This window comes from Novosphingobium sp. BL-A-41-Hi4A-0G (assembly GCF_055521735.1).
In genome coordinates this window covers 2,978,600-2,992,021 of sequence record NZ_CM145501.1, presented here as the reverse complement: position 1 = coordinate 2,992,021, position 13,422 = coordinate 2,978,600, and the positions used below count along the sequence as shown (strand labels likewise).

Genomic DNA, 13,422 nt, shown 5'->3' with positions numbered 1-13,422 from the left:
CGCCAAAGCGCGGCCCTGCCGGAGGATGACCATGGCCACGCAGCTTGCTCCCGAAGCCCAGCAGTTCAGCTACCGCAGTTCGCCCACCGCGATCGAGGCGTTCACCGCCTGGCTCAAGGAAAACCCGCAGGCGTTCCCGCCGCACACGCACAAGTGGGACGTCAGCCGTTCCGACATTTACGTGGAGGATCGCTGGCAGCCGATCTTTGCGGAGATGCGCGCGCAGGCCCCGGTCAACTTCGTGCCCGAATCGCCCTATGGCGCATACTGGAACGTGGTGAACCACAAGGCGATCCAGCACGTCGAATCACTGCCCGAGCTGTTCTCCTCGTCATGGAAGTACGGCGGCATCACGATCGGCGATCCTCCGGCCGACACCGATCCTTCGCTTCTGGCCGAGCGGCAGCTGCCGATGTTCATCGCCATGGACCGGCCCGAGCATACTGGCCAGCGCCGCACCGTCGCCCCCGCTTTCACGCCCGCCAAGATGATCGAAATGGAGCGCGAGATTCGTCAGCGCACCGGCGAAGTTCTCGATTCGCTGCCCTGGGGCGAGAAGTTCGACTGGGTCGACAAGGTCTCGATCGAACTGACCACCGGCATGCTTGCGCTGCTGTTCGGCTTCCCGTGGCAGGACCGCCGCCTGCTGACGTTCTGGTCGGACTGGGCGGGCGACGTGGAGTTGGTGCTTGCGCGCGAACTGTCCGACATGCGCTTCAGCTTCCTCGGCGAGATGGCGCACTACTTCCAGCGCCTGTGGGGCGAACGGATGCGCAGCGCGCCTTCGGGTGATCTCATCTCGATGATGATTCATTCCGAGGCGATGAACCACATGAGCCCGCAGGAGTTCATGGGCAATCTGGTGCTGCTGATCGTTGGCGGCAACGATACGACGCGCAACACCATGTCGGGCATCATCCACGCGCTCGACCAGTTCCCTGACCAGCGTGACCTGCTGGCAAGCGATCCCTCGCTGATCCCGAATGCGGTGCAGGAGTGCATCCGCTACGTCACGCCGCTTGCACACATGCGCCGCACCGCCACGGCCGATGCCGAGGTGTTCGGGCAGAACGTCAAGGCCGGCGAGAAGCTGATTCTCTGGTACATCTCGGCCAACCGCGACGAGACCGTGTTCGAGAATGCCGACAAGCTGATCGTCGACCGCGACAACGCCCGGCGGCACCTCTCGTTCGGCTATGGCGTGCACCGTTGCGTCGGGGCGCGGCTGGCCGAGCTGCAACTGCGCATCCTGTTGGAAGAAATGCACGAGCGCCGGATGAAGGTGCGCGTGGCGGGCGAAGTGGAGCGCGTGCGGGCGAACTTCGTCCACGGCTTCCGCAAGCTCGAGGTGGTGCTCGAAAAGCGGTAATCGTCCATACAGGTCGTCATGCTATGACTTGTGTCACGATTGTGAGAGCAGGACAGGCCTAGAAGGACCCAAGTCCTGTCGGTGGGCACTCCGCCCCCGAGGTTACACCCTCTCACCCATCGGCAGGACACCTGAAGGTTGACCATGATTGCCACACGTCGCCGCTTCGTCTCTTTTCTTGCCGCAGGATCGGTCTTGCCCTTTGCCAGCGCGTGCAGCGCCAAGCCTGCGGCCAAGGGCACGTTCCCGATCGTGAAGAGCGAGGCGGAATGGCGCCGCGTCCTGACCCCGGAGCAGTTCTACATCCTGCGCGAGGAAGGAACCGAGCGCCCGTTTACCTCGCCGCTGCTCAAGGAACATCGCAAGGGTACGTTCGTCTGCGCGGCTGACGGCAACGCGCTGTTTGCCTCATCGACCAAGTTCGACAGCGGAACCGGCTGGCCCAGCTTCTGGAAGCCGCTGCCCAAGGGCGTTGCCACCAGCACCGATCGCAGCCTCGGCATGTCGCGCACCGAAGTCCATTGCACCCAGTGCGGCGGGCACCTCGGCCACGTGTTCGACGATGGCCCTGCGCCAACGGGCCTGCGCTACTGCATCAATGGGGATGCGCTGAAGTTCCGGCCTGCCTGACGCCATCTGGCCTGAACCTTTGTTGGCAGGGGTGCACGGTTGAAGGTTGACCACGGCTGCGGATGTGCCAACGCGCTTTCGTGCGCAAACCGGTTGCTTTCCTCCTGTTGTTGGTTCCTCTGCTCTGGCTGAGTTGGACCGGACCGAGAGACAACCCCAATCGCGCCTCCGGCCGGGTTCTGGTTGAAAGCATTGCGGGCAAGGTGCCCAAGGCCGAACGGGACAGCCTCGGGCCCTTCTCGCTCGAAGGTCTGTGGCACCTCACCGGCACCGACCGCTTCTTCGGCGGGTACTCCGCGCTCGTTCAATCGCGCAGCGGCGGTCTGATGGCCGTCAGCGACCGGAACCGTGTCCTCTCGCTCCCCCTGCCACCCCGCGAGGGCTGGAGTGTGCCCAAGGCCCAGCGCGCCATCTCCCTGCGTCGCGAAGATGGCCGCTACGTCGGCTTCGATGTCGAATCGGCCGTCCGCGATCCCGATGGCACGCTGTGGCTTGGCCTTGAGGACGAAGCGCACATTGTCCGCGTCGACACCACCAAGGGCAGGGCGAAGTTCCTTGCAGTGCCTCAGATCGTCGATTGGCCGCGCAACGGCGGCGCTGAAGCCATGGCGCGGTTGCCCGACGGGCGCTGGATCATGCTGTGCGAAACGTGCGGCACCGGGCGGGGAGGGCTGCATATGGGCCTGATGTTTCCGGGGCATCCCGGCAAGGTGAAGGGACGGCCGTTCGGCCTGATCGTCCCGCCGGGGTTCGACCCGGTTGACGCCGTAGCGCTCCCCGATGGACGGCTTCTGCTCCTCGTCCGCCGCTTCGCCTTTCTGCCGCCGCACTTCGAGGCGCGAATCGTGCTGGCGGATCTGACGAAGCTGGATTTCGCGCGCCCGCTTGCCACGCAGGAGCTTGCCCGGATCGACGGGCGCGTCCTGCGTGAAAACTGGGAAGGAATGGCGCTGGTTGGCGATTCACTCTGGCTGGTGACCGATGCCAACGATTCGGCGTTCCAGCAAACCTGGCTGATGAAGCTGAAGTTCGATCCTGCGCGCCTTCCGGCCCGCTAAAGCAGACGCAACAAAAGCCCCCGTTCCGTTATGGAATGGGGGCCTTCGATGTCTCAACCCTTGCGGGCAGAAGAATTAGGCGGCGGTCGCCTTGACCAGCTCGCGCTTCACCTTGAGGGCGCGCGTGCTGAGCTTGGTGTCCGACTGCTTGAGCAGCCAGTTGTCGAGACCGCCGTTGTGTTCGACCGAACGCAGACCATGGGTCGAAACGCGGAACTTGAAGCTGCGCTCCAGCTTCTCGCTCATCAGCGTGACGTTCTGCAGGTTGGGCAGGAACAGACGCTTGGTCTTGTTGTTGGCGTGGCTTACGTTGTGACCGACTTGGCGGCCCTTACCGGTCAGTTCGCAGATACGCGACATGGCTAAAACTCGCTTGTGTTCGATAATACCTATCGGGAAGGCGCGGCTCTTATCGATTCACGGAGCGAAGTCAAGGATTCGGAGTTTGAAAGCGACGTTCCGGCACCTATAGCCCGTGGCATGACCCGCTGGCCCCTGCCTGAACCGATGCGATTGGCTCTGGGTGAGGCTGCGCGGGCGGCTGGCGAGGGCGAAGTGCCGATCGGCGCGGTCGTGGTCAAGGACGGCAAGGTTGTTGCCACGGCTCACAACCAGCCTCGCGGCCTGTGCGACCCTACCGCTCATGCCGAGGTGCTGGCGATTCGCGCGGCGGCTGCAACGCTTGGGCAGGAGCGGCTGGAGGGATGCGACCTTTGGGTCAGCCTTGAGCCCTGCGCGATGTGTGCCGGTGCCATCGCCCACGCCCGTATCGCGCGGGTCTATTATGCCGCCAGCGATCCCAAGGGTGGTGCGGTGGAGCATGGGGCGCGGGTGTTCGAGCAGCCGACCTGCCTGCACCGGCCCGAGGTCTATTCCGGCATGGGCGAGGGTGAGGCGGCGGAACTGCTGCGCCGGTTTTTCCGCGAACGGCGCTAGAAGCTGCGCCAGATTTTCACCGGCACCGTATCTGCCGGGCCATTGCCGCCGGGGCAGCGCGCGGGCTTCATGCGGACCGAGTGGCAGACGTGAATCTCGCGCAGCCAGCCATCGCGGCCCAGCAGCAGGCGGATCATGTCGGGCTTGAGGCGCGGGTTGGCGATGGTCAGGGCCTGCCGGACCTTTCCTGCGTCCAGACCCTCGGTGCGCGAGAGGCGTGCCATGTCGGGGAACTGCATCGCCTGGAACAGCGTGCGGCCCTTGTCGAAGTAGGCCGCCGGGTCCTTGCTCATGCAAGTGCCGTGCTTGGCCCACTCGTGCAGCTGAAGCTCGGCGGAGGGCGTGGTGCAGAAGTTGCGGCGCAGGGTCTGCGCATCGGGCAGGCGGCGCGACGGGCAATACTGCGGATACTGGCCGCCACTGCCATCGGGCCAGAGGCCGTGGAGCACGAAGCCGAAGCGGCCGTACTTGCCCGAACACTGCGTGGCGTGGCGCGGATCGTCCTTGCGCGTGCGGCAGAACTCGGGCGACCAGCTGATCGCCAGCGTGTAGCCCGTGGTCGGCACGATGCGCGGCGGGGCATCGGGCTCGGGCAGCGGCGGCACGCTGATTTGCGGCGGAATCTGGCACTGCCAGCCCTGTGCGAGGGCGGGCGTCGCCAGCAGGGCCAGCGGCAGTGTCAGCAGTCGAGCGAGGTTCATTCGAAGACGAGCGGGTCTGCCATTACGCCCTTGTTCGCGAACCAGCGCCGTGCATCCGGCAGGAACAGGCAGACGAGGGCGGCCAGTTGCACCAGTGCGGAAGCCAGCATCAGGATCGCGGTCAAAGGACTGATCAAACCGGAGACAGCATTGGCGAGGTTGAGCGGTACGCTGACAACGCTAAGCACGGTCAGCACCGTAAAGATCCACCGTGCGGCATTGCTGGCACGGGCCACGATCCTGAACCAGATCAGCGCGTAGATGCCGTAGCTGATCAGGCTCACGCCGATCAGGAACCACCAGCTGCCGAACATCCGCGTCGCAGGATCAGCCTGGAGAATGTCCTGCGAGGAGGTCCACGAAATCGCGGTCTGGACAAGACTGATTACCATCACGGCGATCAGCAGACGATGAAAGATCGTAATCGAACGTGGACGCATCGGGCAGCTCCCTTGAACTGCGGCCATGCTATCGCCTTCGCGCGAGGCGGGATAGCGATCTTGGTCACATGCCCCGAACGATTACGCGCGCTGCTTCAGCCATTGCGACGACGCAGGCACGAACATCAGCACGCCTGCCGCCAGCATCAGCAGGATCGCGATGACCGAGAAGATCGCGAAGGGTACGCCGATCATCAGGGCAACGGCGGGAATGCCGCCAAGGCCGATCAGGTCCAGCGCTATCACGGCTGCGAGGAACCAGCGTGCAATCGAGAACCGCCCGCGCGACACGGCAAGGGCGAGGCCGATGGCGACCAGCGCGTTGGCGAACGGGCCGATCAGCAACTGGTTGCGTCCGATCTCCAGAGCCGCCGCCATTGCGTCTGCGTGGATCACGATGTTGACGATGCGGATCAGCTGGCTGGCGATCACGCTGGCTTCGAACAGGCGGATGGTCGTGGGGCGCATGGGGCTGGTCCTGTTCAGGCAATCGGAGTGAAGTCGAGGCCGATATCGGCGGCGGGCGCGCTCTGGGTCAGGCGGCCGACCGAGACGTAGTCCACGCCCGAGGCTGCAATCGCGCCGATGGTGTCGAGCCGGACGCCGCCCGAGGCCTCGCAGGGCACGCGGCCCGCGACCAAGGCAACGGCCTCGCGCAAACGGTCAGGCCCCATGTTGTCGAGCAGCAGGCGCGTGGCACCGGCGGCGAGGGCAGGTTCGATCTGGTCGATGTGGTCGACCTCGCAGATCACGTCCTTGACGCCTGCGGACAAAGCGCGACGTACGGCCTCGGCCACGCCGCCTGCGACGAGGACGTGGTTGTCCTTGATCATCGCCGCGTCCCACAGGCCCATGCGGTGATTGGTGCCGCCGCCGGTGCGCACCGCGTACTTTTCGAGATGGCGCAGGCCGGGGATGGTCTTGCGGGTGTCGAGCAGCTTTGCGCTCGTGTCCCCCATGGCATCAACATACTGGCGGGTCAGTGTGGCGACGCCTGAAAGGTGCTGGACGGTGTTCAGCGCGCTGCGCTCGCCGGTAAGCATTGCGCGGGCGTTGCCTTCAAGGCGCATCAGATCGGAGCCGGGCGCGACCTGTGCGCCTTCCTCGACGAGAATCTCGATCTTCATGTCCGGATCAAGCGTGCGGAAGAATGCAGCGGCAATCGGCAATCCGCAGACGGTGATCGCATCGCGGCTGTCCATCACGCCGGAAAAGCGAGCGTCTGCCGGGATAACGCTTTCACTGGTCACGTCATGCCCGCCGCCGGGCAGGTCTTCGCCCAGATCTTCGGCAAGCGTTGCGGCGACGAAGGCTTCAAGATCGAAACCGGGAATGGAGAAGTCGGTCATGCGGCGGACTTACCCATGCGTGGACAACGTGTCGAGTGATCGCACCGCGCCGCTATTTTTCTGTTTTTCGCAAAGACGCAGAGGGAAAAGAGATCGCAGAGAAGAAGCGCGTCATCTTTGCGCTCTTCCGTTCTTCTTCGCGTCTCTGCGAGAAACAGGAAAGCCTGCGGCGCTATCGACCACTCAGTGAACGAAGCGTGCCACCACATCACGGTAGGAGCGCGACACCTTCACCTCGGCGCCGCTCTCGAGCACGAGGAAGCATTCGCCATTGGTGTGCGGTTTGACCTGGCGCACCTGATCGAGATTGACGATCTTCGAGCGGTGCACGCGCTGGAACACGCGCGGGTCAAGGCGGCGCTCAAGGTCCTTCATCGTCTCGCGCAGGATCAGCGAATTGTCGCCGGTGTAGATGCACATGTAGTCGCCTGCGGCTTCGATGCGCTCGATCGTGTCGACATCGACGCGAAAGATCTTGCCGCGATCCTTGATGTTGATGAGCTTTTCGAAGCGCCCGGCCACCGGCTCGCCCTCGTCCTCGATCTCGGGCATGGCACCGGGCGCGACTTCGGCGAGCACGGTCTTGAGTTTGTCGGCCTCTTCGCGTCCGCGCTTTTCCGAAAGGCGTGTGCGGGCGCGGTCAAGCGCGTCGGCAAGGCGGTCTTCCTCGACCGGCTTGAGCAGGTAGTCGACCGCGTTGGCCTCGAACGCCTTGATCGCGTGTTCGGAATAGGCGGTCACGAAGACGAACAGCGGCGGGTCGATCTCCATCACGCCCTTGACCACCGAGAAACCGTCAAACCCCGGCATCTGGATGTCACAGAAAACGAGGTCAGGCTTTTCGGTCTTGATCTTGCGGATGGCCTCGCGCCCGTTCGAGCAGGTGTCGATCACTTCGACATCGGGGAAGGCCTGGAGGCGGAGCTGCAGCCCCTGGATGGCCAGTTTCTCGTCGTCGACGAGGATCGTGCGGATGGTCATGCGGTTCCCTTATGGATCACGTTGCGCCCCCGAAACGGTCCCCCCGTTGGAGATTGCCTGATGGCAGGACGGGTAAAGCGGCAGTCGGTTCCCGCTTTCATGCGCCGACCCCCACGCCGATCATGCCAGAACGCCGGACAGGAGTGGCCGGGACCGGCTCTGCCTTCGCCTCGAACGGCAGTTCGAGCACGACCTGGAAACCCCCTTCCGGGCGGTTGGAGATGTCGAACCGCTGGTTCTCGCCATAGGCCTGAACCAGACGATCGCGGATGTTTGCAAGTCCGATGCCGGTGCTGTCGCTGCTCACGCCAAACACGCTTGAAGGATCGGTGCCCGGTGGCAAGCCCGGTCCGGTATCGGACACGGTGACCCGCAGCATCGGGCCGACGAGTTGCGCCTCCACGGTAATTTCCGCGCCATATTCCATCGGGCTGACGGCATACTTGATCGCGTTCTCGACCAGCGGCTGCAGCAACAGCGAGGGCATCAGCCCGCTGCGCACGGCATCGTCGATGCGGAATTCGGTGCGCAGCCGCTCCTCGAAGCGCATCCGCTCGATATCGAGGTAGAGCTTCAGCGTCTCGATCTCCTGCGCCACAGTCACCCGCGCGGTCGGCTCGTTGACCAGCGTGTAGCGCAGGAACGAGGACAGGCGCGAAAGCATCGCGTTGGCAGGCTCGGTCTGCTTGAGCAGGACCAGCGTGGAGATCGAATTCAGCGTGTTGAACAGGAAGTGCGGGTTGAGCTGGTAGCGAAGCATGGCCAGCTGGGCAGAGGTTGCCTGCGCTTCGAGCCGCATCAGCTGGTCGTTCTGCTCTTCCACCTGCAGGAAGAAGTTGATCGCGTAATAGAGGCCGGTCCACGAGATCACGAGCGTAAGGTCGAGGTAGAACACGCCGAGGAACAGCTGCGCGAAGCTGGCATCGCCGCCCTGCCGGTAGAGGCTGATCACCCATGAATCGATGAAGGCATAGAGGCCCACCGCGACCGACATCGCGATGGCCGTCACACCCCAGGTCACGATCGGCCGCCGGTTGATCAGCGCGCGGTAGATCACAGAGAGGATCAGCGAGATCGAGAAGCCGGTGATCGTGGCGATCACCACGATGACGAGGAATGACCACGGCTGCGCATTGGCGATGGAGGACATCGCACGCAGCAGCATCGCGCCGCCCCAGCCCATGAACTGCAGGCGCCAGAAGGCTCGGTTCTTGTTGCCGAAGAACGGCGTTGGTCTGAACGGCAGCGCGGCCATGAAAAGGTTTGTAACCGTTCGAAGGGGGCTAGGCTAGTGCGACCTAACCCTTGCGTGCGGCATCGATTGCGGCCTGCAGGTCTTCGGCGGGGACGGCACCGTGGACCAGCTGGTCGCCGATGATCCATGCGGGCGTTCCGTTGATGCCGAGCTGGCGGGCCATCTGCAGGTTGCGCTTGAGCTCTTCCTCGACATCGGGCCGCGCGGCAAAGCTGCGTGCGGCGGCAAGATCCAGCCCGGCAACGCCAGCTGCAGCTGCAATGCTCTCGTCCGAAGGGCGCGCGCCCTCGAACATCGCCTTGTGGTAGGCCGGGTACCGCCCTTGCGCGGCGGCGGCGAGGGCCATGCGCGCGGCGGGCGCGCTTTCGGGCGCGATGATCGGCAGTTCTCGCACGACGACGCGCAGATCGGGATTCTTCGCGATCAGGCCATCGAGCGCCTTCACGCTCTGGCGGCAATAAGTGCAGGCAAAATCGGTGAATTCGACCAGCGTGACCTTGCCGTTCGGGTTGCCGAGGACCGCGCCGGGGAATGGCGTTTCGAGCGCGCCGCGCATCGGAGCGATGCGGGCCGAGGCTTCCCGCTCCTGCAGGCGTTCCATCGCTTCGGGCAGGACTTCGGGGTGTTCGAGAATGTAGGAGCGCACCAGCCCTTCGATGGCGGCGCGTTCCTTGCCATCGATCCCGGCGCTGGCGAGCGAGGCTTCAAGCTGGGCGTCCTCGCTTTGCGTGGCAGCGATCGAGCGGTGCTCGTACCACCAGCCCAGAGCTGCGCCTCCTGCGGCGAAAAGCAGGGCTACGGCGGCAAATGCACCGAGGCGGCGGGGTTGGGTCTCTGACATTGTGTGGTGCCTAGCGCGATTTCTTCTGGCGTTCCATCATCGCGCGGGCCGACATCGCAATGTCCTGCGCGCGGAGCCAGTCGGGCGTGCCCTTGGGCAAGGCGCTTTCGGCTGCTTCGGCACTTCGCACGGCCTCGCCCAGTTGCATGTTCATCAGCTGCTGCTCGGCGCTGGCAAGCCGTGCGCGGGGGATGTCGCCCTTGGCCTCGTAGACCACGCCGAGCTGGTACCATGTGAACGGGTTGTCCTTGTCGCGCGCGACCGAGGTCTTGAGCACCTTCTCGGCCTCGGCAAAGTTGTCCTTGTCCTCTGTGGCGATCAGGGCATGGCCGAAAGTGGTGGCGATCAGCGGCTCGTTGTTGGTCATCTGCGTCGCCTTGCGCAGCGGCTCGACCGCTTCGGCGGGGCGACCCGATTCCAGCAGGATCTGCCCTTCCAGTTCAAGGAAGTAGGGGTTGGCAGGATCGTTGGCGATAAGCGCCTTGGTCTCGTCCAAAGCCTTGTCGACGAAGGCTTCCTTGTGGAAGGCATAGGCCCGGGCGTAGCGCGCGGGAACGTCGGTCAAGTATTCGGGATAGGCGCGCAGCGTGTCTTGCGGCTCGGCCAGATAGCCATAGAGCTTGGCCTTTACCCGCAGGAACCGGGCCTGCAGCTCCGCAGGCGGCGGGGTGTTCCACGCCGGGTCCTTCTCGTAGGTGTCCTGCAGCGTGGTCAGGCGGTCTGCGGTCATCGGGTGGGTGCTGTAGAACTCCGCATCGGGATTGCTGCGACGGCTGAAGCCGTAGCGGAATTCCTGATTCTGCAGCTTCTTGAAGAATTCGATCGAGCCGCGCCCGGAAATGCCGGCCTTGGACAGGAACTGCGCGCCCGCCGCGTCGGCCGAGCTTTCCTGCGCGCGGCTGAAAGCGAGGAACTTGCCCAGTGCTGCCTGCTGCCCGGCCATGAACACGCCAAGCGCCGCGTCGGGCGATCCCGCTGCGGCAGCCAATCCGCCGAGCAGCAGCGAAAGCACGGTGATGCCGGTTGCGGGCTTGAGGCCTTCGTCGAAGCGGATGACGTGGCCGCCGGTGATGTGGCCGAGTTCGTGGGCGATCACGCCCTGCAGCTCGTTCACGTTGTCGGCCGCGCCGATGAGTCCCGAATGGATGTAGATCGCCTGTCCGCCCGCGACGAAGGCGTTGATCGAGCCGTCGTTGAGCAGGATCAGGTCAACCGCATTGGGATTGAAGCCCGCCGCCTTGAAGATCGGGGCCGAGGCATCGCGGAACAGCGCTTCGGTCTCGGCATCACGCAGCACCGATTGCGCGGTGGCCGGCTGCAGGCACAGCGACAGCGCCACGAACGCCGCGACAAGGCGGCTCAGGAACGTCGTCAGGAATGGGGCAGAGCGTTTGCGCGTCACGATGGCGGGACTATCCGCCCTGCGCCTGAACCGCAACTGAAGGTGCCGTCACCTTCGTGAGGAATGGCAGCACTGCGTCGAGCGCGCGGGTGTCGCGCGTGAAGGGGCGGGCGAACATCATGATTATCATCTCGTGGCTGACGCCATCGAGCAGGACCGGCTGCGTCGGCGCTCCGGCTTCGGTCATCCGCCGCGCAAGGGCCTTGGAGTTGCGCGGCTTGACTCGCGTGTCGGCATCCCCGGTGACGAGCAGCAGCGGTGGCGCACCGGCATGGGCGAAGTTGACCGGCTGGGTCATCGACGGATCAGGCGCATCGCCGAAGCTGTGGATCGTGGCGGGAGTATCGAACGGCAGGAAATCGAACGGGCCTGCCAGCGAGACCGTGCCGCGAATGATGCTCGTCTCGAGGCCGACGGCCTTGAACCACTGCGGGTCGAGCGAGAGCATGACCACGTTATAGGCCCCGGCAGAGTGGCCCATCAGGGCAAGCCTTGCCGGATCGCCATGGAACCTGGCCGCATTGTCGTGCACCCAGCGTACTGCGGCGGCACCGTCTTCGAGCATCGCGGGATACTTCGCCTGCGGGTAGAGCCGGTAACCAGCGAGCACCACGGCATAGCCGCGCGCGCAGAGAGTGCGGGCGATGAAGCGGTAGTCGTGGGGATCGCCGCTCGACCATCCGCCGCCGTGGACGAACATGACGATCGGCAAGGTGCCCTTGGTGCCCTGCGGCACGAACATTTCGAGCTTTTGCGCCGGGTCGTTGCCAAACTGGGCCTGCGCCACGAGCTGGATCGCACCATCGCCGCCATTGAGCAGCCTGTCGGCCCCGTCGAGCACGGCGACAGCGTTGTTCTCCAGGGCATGTCGGAAGGCAAAATACCCGACGAGCCCTAGCAGGACGAGGCATGTCGCCGTCCAGCCGATCCAACCCATGCGCCACTTGCCCTTCGTCGTGCTTGTCATGCGGCAAGGGCTAGCAGGCAACCGCTATGTCGCAAAGCGGTCGCAGGGGCATATGCGCTAGCCGATAAGGTGGCGTGCGGCGCGCTCGAACAAGGCGGCATCGTCGGCCAGGTCACCGAGCGCTACCACTTCGCCATTTTCCAGACGCCGCACAAGGACCAGGGCGAATTCCACGCCCTCGGGCGGCGCAATCTCGCTGACCTTGCGCGAAGGCAGGGCGCGCAGCGATTCGGTCAGGGCCTCGGGCCCGCGTTTGGCCAGAGCCTTGCCGGCTTCCTCGCGGCGCAGGCGGCGCTCGGCATTGATCACGCCCTTGAGGCCGCCGGGTGCTTCGGACAGGTACTGGCCCAGTTCGCCGCGGGCGAGGCCGATCCGCTGGGCATGGGTCAGGGCGGTGGCGTATTCGGTGAGGCGGGTCTTGTCGTAGTCTGCGCCGAACACGAGCTTGACGACCGGGGTCATCGGTGCGCGTTCCTGCATGGTCAGGCCTGCGTCCTCGAGCAGTTCGGCAAACTCTTCCGGCTCGCCCTGCGCGGCCAGCGCGAAGTCCCATGCCCGGCCGATGGCGGCGTAGAGCGCGCTGCGGGTGCGGTCCTCGCTGGAATTGGCGACAAGCGCCATCTCGCGCGCCGATACCAGCCAGTCGGCCAGCGATTCGGGTTCCTGCGTGTCTTCGGCCGGAGGCAGCGGGAAGATGTCTTCGTCGAGCCCGAAGGCGGGTTCGGGGAAGGCATCGAGATCAAGCGCGGCAGGGCCATCGGCCCAGGCGTCGCTGGGTGCGATCAGCGGGCGGCGGGGTTGCTGCTTGATCGGGGCCGTGTCGAGCGCCTGACCGATTTCCAGCAGAAGCTCGTCGGTCGTCGCCTGATCGGCCAGTTCCTTCCAGTTGATCGCGCCCATGATGTAGTCGATCTTCGACCCATCCGAGGAGAACGGCAGCAGGATGCCGCGATAGAGAATCGTGCGGCCGTGCTGGTTGACGAATTCGGCCTCGAACCCGATCGGCGCCTGATTGGCGATGATCTGCATGTAGTGGTCGGTGATGCGCGAGAGCAGCGAGCGCCCCGGAACCTGGCTCAGCCGCTCGATCGAGCTTTCGGTGCCGCATTCTTCGCCCAGTTTCGTGCCAAGGAACGTGATCGCGGGATCATCGATGCCTTCGTCGAAGTGCAGCAGCACCAGATTGTCGGCGAAGTCCGGGTAGTGGCCTGCCAGCAGCGAGGCGACCGGCGGGAACGAATTGTCGCCCAGCAGGCCTGCCCAGTAGTTGTAGGCGCGCACCTGCATGCGGCGCTCGTCCTGGCCGACAACCGGGGGCGGCGCTTCGCTGGTCGCGTCGTCTTCGAATCCGGCCAGATCGAGTTCCGCCTCGACGCTGTCACGGTCAATTCCACGCAAAGTATCCATCACGCTCACCAGATCCCATTTGTCGGGAACTGGTCTGGCGCAACTTTGTGAAGAAGTGCTTAAGTTGCGCCAATGCGGCTTGCGGC

15 protein-coding genes are annotated in these 13,422 nt (G+C 64.7%); 4 read left to right on the top strand and 11 right to left on the bottom strand.

The window, feature by feature from the left end; translation table 11 throughout:
• The first annotated feature begins 31 nt into the window (after window positions 1-31).
• From ACZ1JX_RS14485 to ACZ1JX_RS14475, 3 genes are all read left to right on the top strand, one after another.
• Entirely contained in the window at window positions 32-1,369 is a 1,338-nt protein-coding gene (locus ACZ1JX_RS14485) for a cytochrome P450 (RefSeq protein ID WP_465124219.1), read from the top strand.
• A gap of 144 nt (window positions 1,370-1,513) precedes the next feature.
• On the top strand, window positions 1,514-1,999 hold the full coding sequence (msrB, locus tag ACZ1JX_RS14480; RefSeq protein WP_465126427.1) for a peptide-methionine (R)-S-oxide reductase MsrB: 486 nt from the start codon (window positions 1,514-1,516) through the stop codon (window positions 1,997-1,999).
• An 80-nt stretch (window positions 2,000-2,079) separates the two neighbouring features.
• The gene (locus ACZ1JX_RS14475) at window positions 2,080-3,057 is read left to right on the top strand and encodes an esterase-like activity of phytase family protein (RefSeq protein WP_465124218.1); all 978 of its coding nucleotides are present in this window, start codon (window positions 2,080-2,082) and stop codon (window positions 3,055-3,057) included.
• 75 nt (window positions 3,058-3,132) lie between these two features.
• Here the strand turns inward: ACZ1JX_RS14475 and rpmB are convergent, their stop codons facing one another.
• Window positions 3,133-3,417, bottom strand: coding sequence for a 50S ribosomal protein L28 (gene rpmB, locus ACZ1JX_RS14470; protein WP_465124217.1), 285 nt, complete (start codon window positions 3,415-3,417; stop codon window positions 3,133-3,135).
• Between the two features lie 120 nt (window positions 3,418-3,537).
• Between rpmB and ACZ1JX_RS14465 the strand changes: the two genes are divergently transcribed.
• A complete protein-coding gene (locus tag ACZ1JX_RS14465) occupies window positions 3,538-3,993 on the top strand; it encodes a nucleoside deaminase (protein ID WP_465124216.1) in 456 nt (151 codons plus the stop codon).
• On the opposite strand, the gene ACZ1JX_RS14460 is transcribed toward ACZ1JX_RS14465, so the two are convergent.
• The 10 genes from ACZ1JX_RS14460 to ACZ1JX_RS14415 all read right to left on the bottom strand — a co-directional run bounded on the left by ACZ1JX_RS14460 (window position 3,990) and on the right by ACZ1JX_RS14415 (window position 13,336).
• Window positions 3,990-4,694: a ribonuclease T2 gene (locus ACZ1JX_RS14460; protein WP_465124215.1), complete on the bottom strand. Its 705-nt coding sequence runs from the start codon at window positions 4,692-4,694 to the stop codon at window positions 3,990-3,992. The genes ACZ1JX_RS14465 and ACZ1JX_RS14460 overlap by 4 nt on opposite strands.
• Window positions 4,691-5,134, bottom strand: a complete 444-nt coding sequence (locus ACZ1JX_RS14455; protein ID WP_465124214.1) for a hypothetical protein — start codon at window positions 5,132-5,134, stop codon at window positions 4,691-4,693. Before ACZ1JX_RS14455 ends, ACZ1JX_RS14460 begins: the two co-directional genes overlap by 4 nt.
• A gap of 81 nt (window positions 5,135-5,215) precedes the next feature.
• Window positions 5,216-5,602, bottom strand: coding sequence for a hypothetical protein (locus tag ACZ1JX_RS14450; RefSeq protein ID WP_465124213.1), 387 nt, complete (start codon window positions 5,600-5,602; stop codon window positions 5,216-5,218).
• A 14-nt stretch (window positions 5,603-5,616) separates the two neighbouring features.
• Window positions 5,617-6,483 carry a carboxylating nicotinate-nucleotide diphosphorylase gene (gene nadC, locus ACZ1JX_RS14445; protein ID WP_465124212.1) on the bottom strand — a complete coding sequence of 289 codons (867 nt, stop codon included), beginning with the start codon at window positions 6,481-6,483 and terminating at the stop codon, window positions 5,617-5,619.
• Window positions 6,484-6,666: 183 nt separating this feature from the next.
• A complete protein-coding gene (locus ACZ1JX_RS14440) occupies window positions 6,667-7,464 on the bottom strand; it encodes a LytR/AlgR family response regulator transcription factor (RefSeq protein WP_465124211.1) in 798 nt (265 codons plus the stop codon).
• A gap of 97 nt (window positions 7,465-7,561) precedes the next feature.
• Window positions 7,562-8,719 carry a sensor histidine kinase gene (locus tag ACZ1JX_RS14435; RefSeq protein ID WP_465124210.1) on the bottom strand — a complete coding sequence of 386 codons (1,158 nt, stop codon included), beginning with the start codon at window positions 8,717-8,719 and terminating at the stop codon, window positions 7,562-7,564.
• A gap of 43 nt (window positions 8,720-8,762) precedes the next feature.
• Window positions 8,763-9,560: a DsbA family protein gene (locus ACZ1JX_RS14430; protein ID WP_465124209.1), complete on the bottom strand. Its 798-nt coding sequence runs from the start codon at window positions 9,558-9,560 to the stop codon at window positions 8,763-8,765.
• Between the two features lie 10 nt (window positions 9,561-9,570).
• Window positions 9,571-10,923: a M48 family metalloprotease gene (locus ACZ1JX_RS14425; RefSeq protein ID WP_465126426.1), complete on the bottom strand. Its 1,353-nt coding sequence runs from the start codon at window positions 10,921-10,923 to the stop codon at window positions 9,571-9,573.
• Between the two features lie 49 nt (window positions 10,924-10,972).
• Entirely contained in the window at window positions 10,973-11,929 is a 957-nt protein-coding gene (locus ACZ1JX_RS14420; protein ID WP_465124208.1) for an alpha/beta hydrolase, read from the bottom strand.
• 57 nt (window positions 11,930-11,986) lie between these two features.
• Window positions 11,987-13,336, bottom strand: coding sequence for a PAS domain-containing protein (locus tag ACZ1JX_RS14415; RefSeq protein WP_465126425.1), 1,350 nt, complete (start codon window positions 13,334-13,336; stop codon window positions 11,987-11,989).
• Window positions 13,337-13,422 lie beyond the last annotated feature (86 nt).

Bases quoted from the DNA above. Each gene is read 5' to 3' on its own strand.
- ACZ1JX_RS14485 (WP_465124219.1), top strand. From the start codon at position 32: ATGGCCACGCAGCTTGCTCCCGAAGCCCAGCAGTTCAGCTACCGCAGT.
- msrB (WP_465126427.1), top strand. From the start codon at position 1,514: ATGATTGCCACACGTCGCCGCTTCGTCTCTTTTCTTGCCGCAGGATCG.
- rpmB (WP_465124217.1), bottom strand. From the start codon at position 3,417: ATGTCGCGTATCTGCGAACTGACCGGTAAGGGCCGCCAAGTCGGTCAC.
- ACZ1JX_RS14465 (WP_465124216.1), top strand. From the start codon at position 3,538: ATGACCCGCTGGCCCCTGCCTGAACCGATGCGATTGGCTCTGGGTGAG.
- ACZ1JX_RS14460 (WP_465124215.1), bottom strand. From the start codon at position 4,694: ATGAACCTCGCTCGACTGCTGACACTGCCGCTGGCCCTGCTGGCGACG.
- ACZ1JX_RS14455 (WP_465124214.1), bottom strand. From the start codon at position 5,134: ATGCGTCCACGTTCGATTACGATCTTTCATCGTCTGCTGATCGCCGTG.
- ACZ1JX_RS14450 (WP_465124213.1), bottom strand. From the start codon at position 5,602: ATGCGCCCCACGACCATCCGCCTGTTCGAAGCCAGCGTGATCGCCAGC.
- nadC (WP_465124212.1), bottom strand. From the start codon at position 6,483: ATGACCGACTTCTCCATTCCCGGTTTCGATCTTGAAGCCTTCGTCGCC.
- ACZ1JX_RS14440 (WP_465124211.1), bottom strand. From the start codon at position 7,464: ATGACCATCCGCACGATCCTCGTCGACGACGAGAAACTGGCCATCCAG.
- ACZ1JX_RS14435 (WP_465124210.1), bottom strand. From the start codon at position 8,719: ATGGCCGCGCTGCCGTTCAGACCAACGCCGTTCTTCGGCAACAAGAAC.
- ACZ1JX_RS14430 (WP_465124209.1), bottom strand. From the start codon at position 9,560: ATGTCAGAGACCCAACCCCGCCGCCTCGGTGCATTTGCCGCCGTAGCC.
- ACZ1JX_RS14420 (WP_465124208.1), bottom strand. From the start codon at position 11,929: ATGACAAGCACGACGAAGGGCAAGTGGCGCATGGGTTGGATCGGCTGG.
- ACZ1JX_RS14415 (WP_465126425.1), bottom strand. From the start codon at position 13,336: ATGGATACTTTGCGTGGAATTGACCGTGACAGCGTCGAGGCGGAACTC.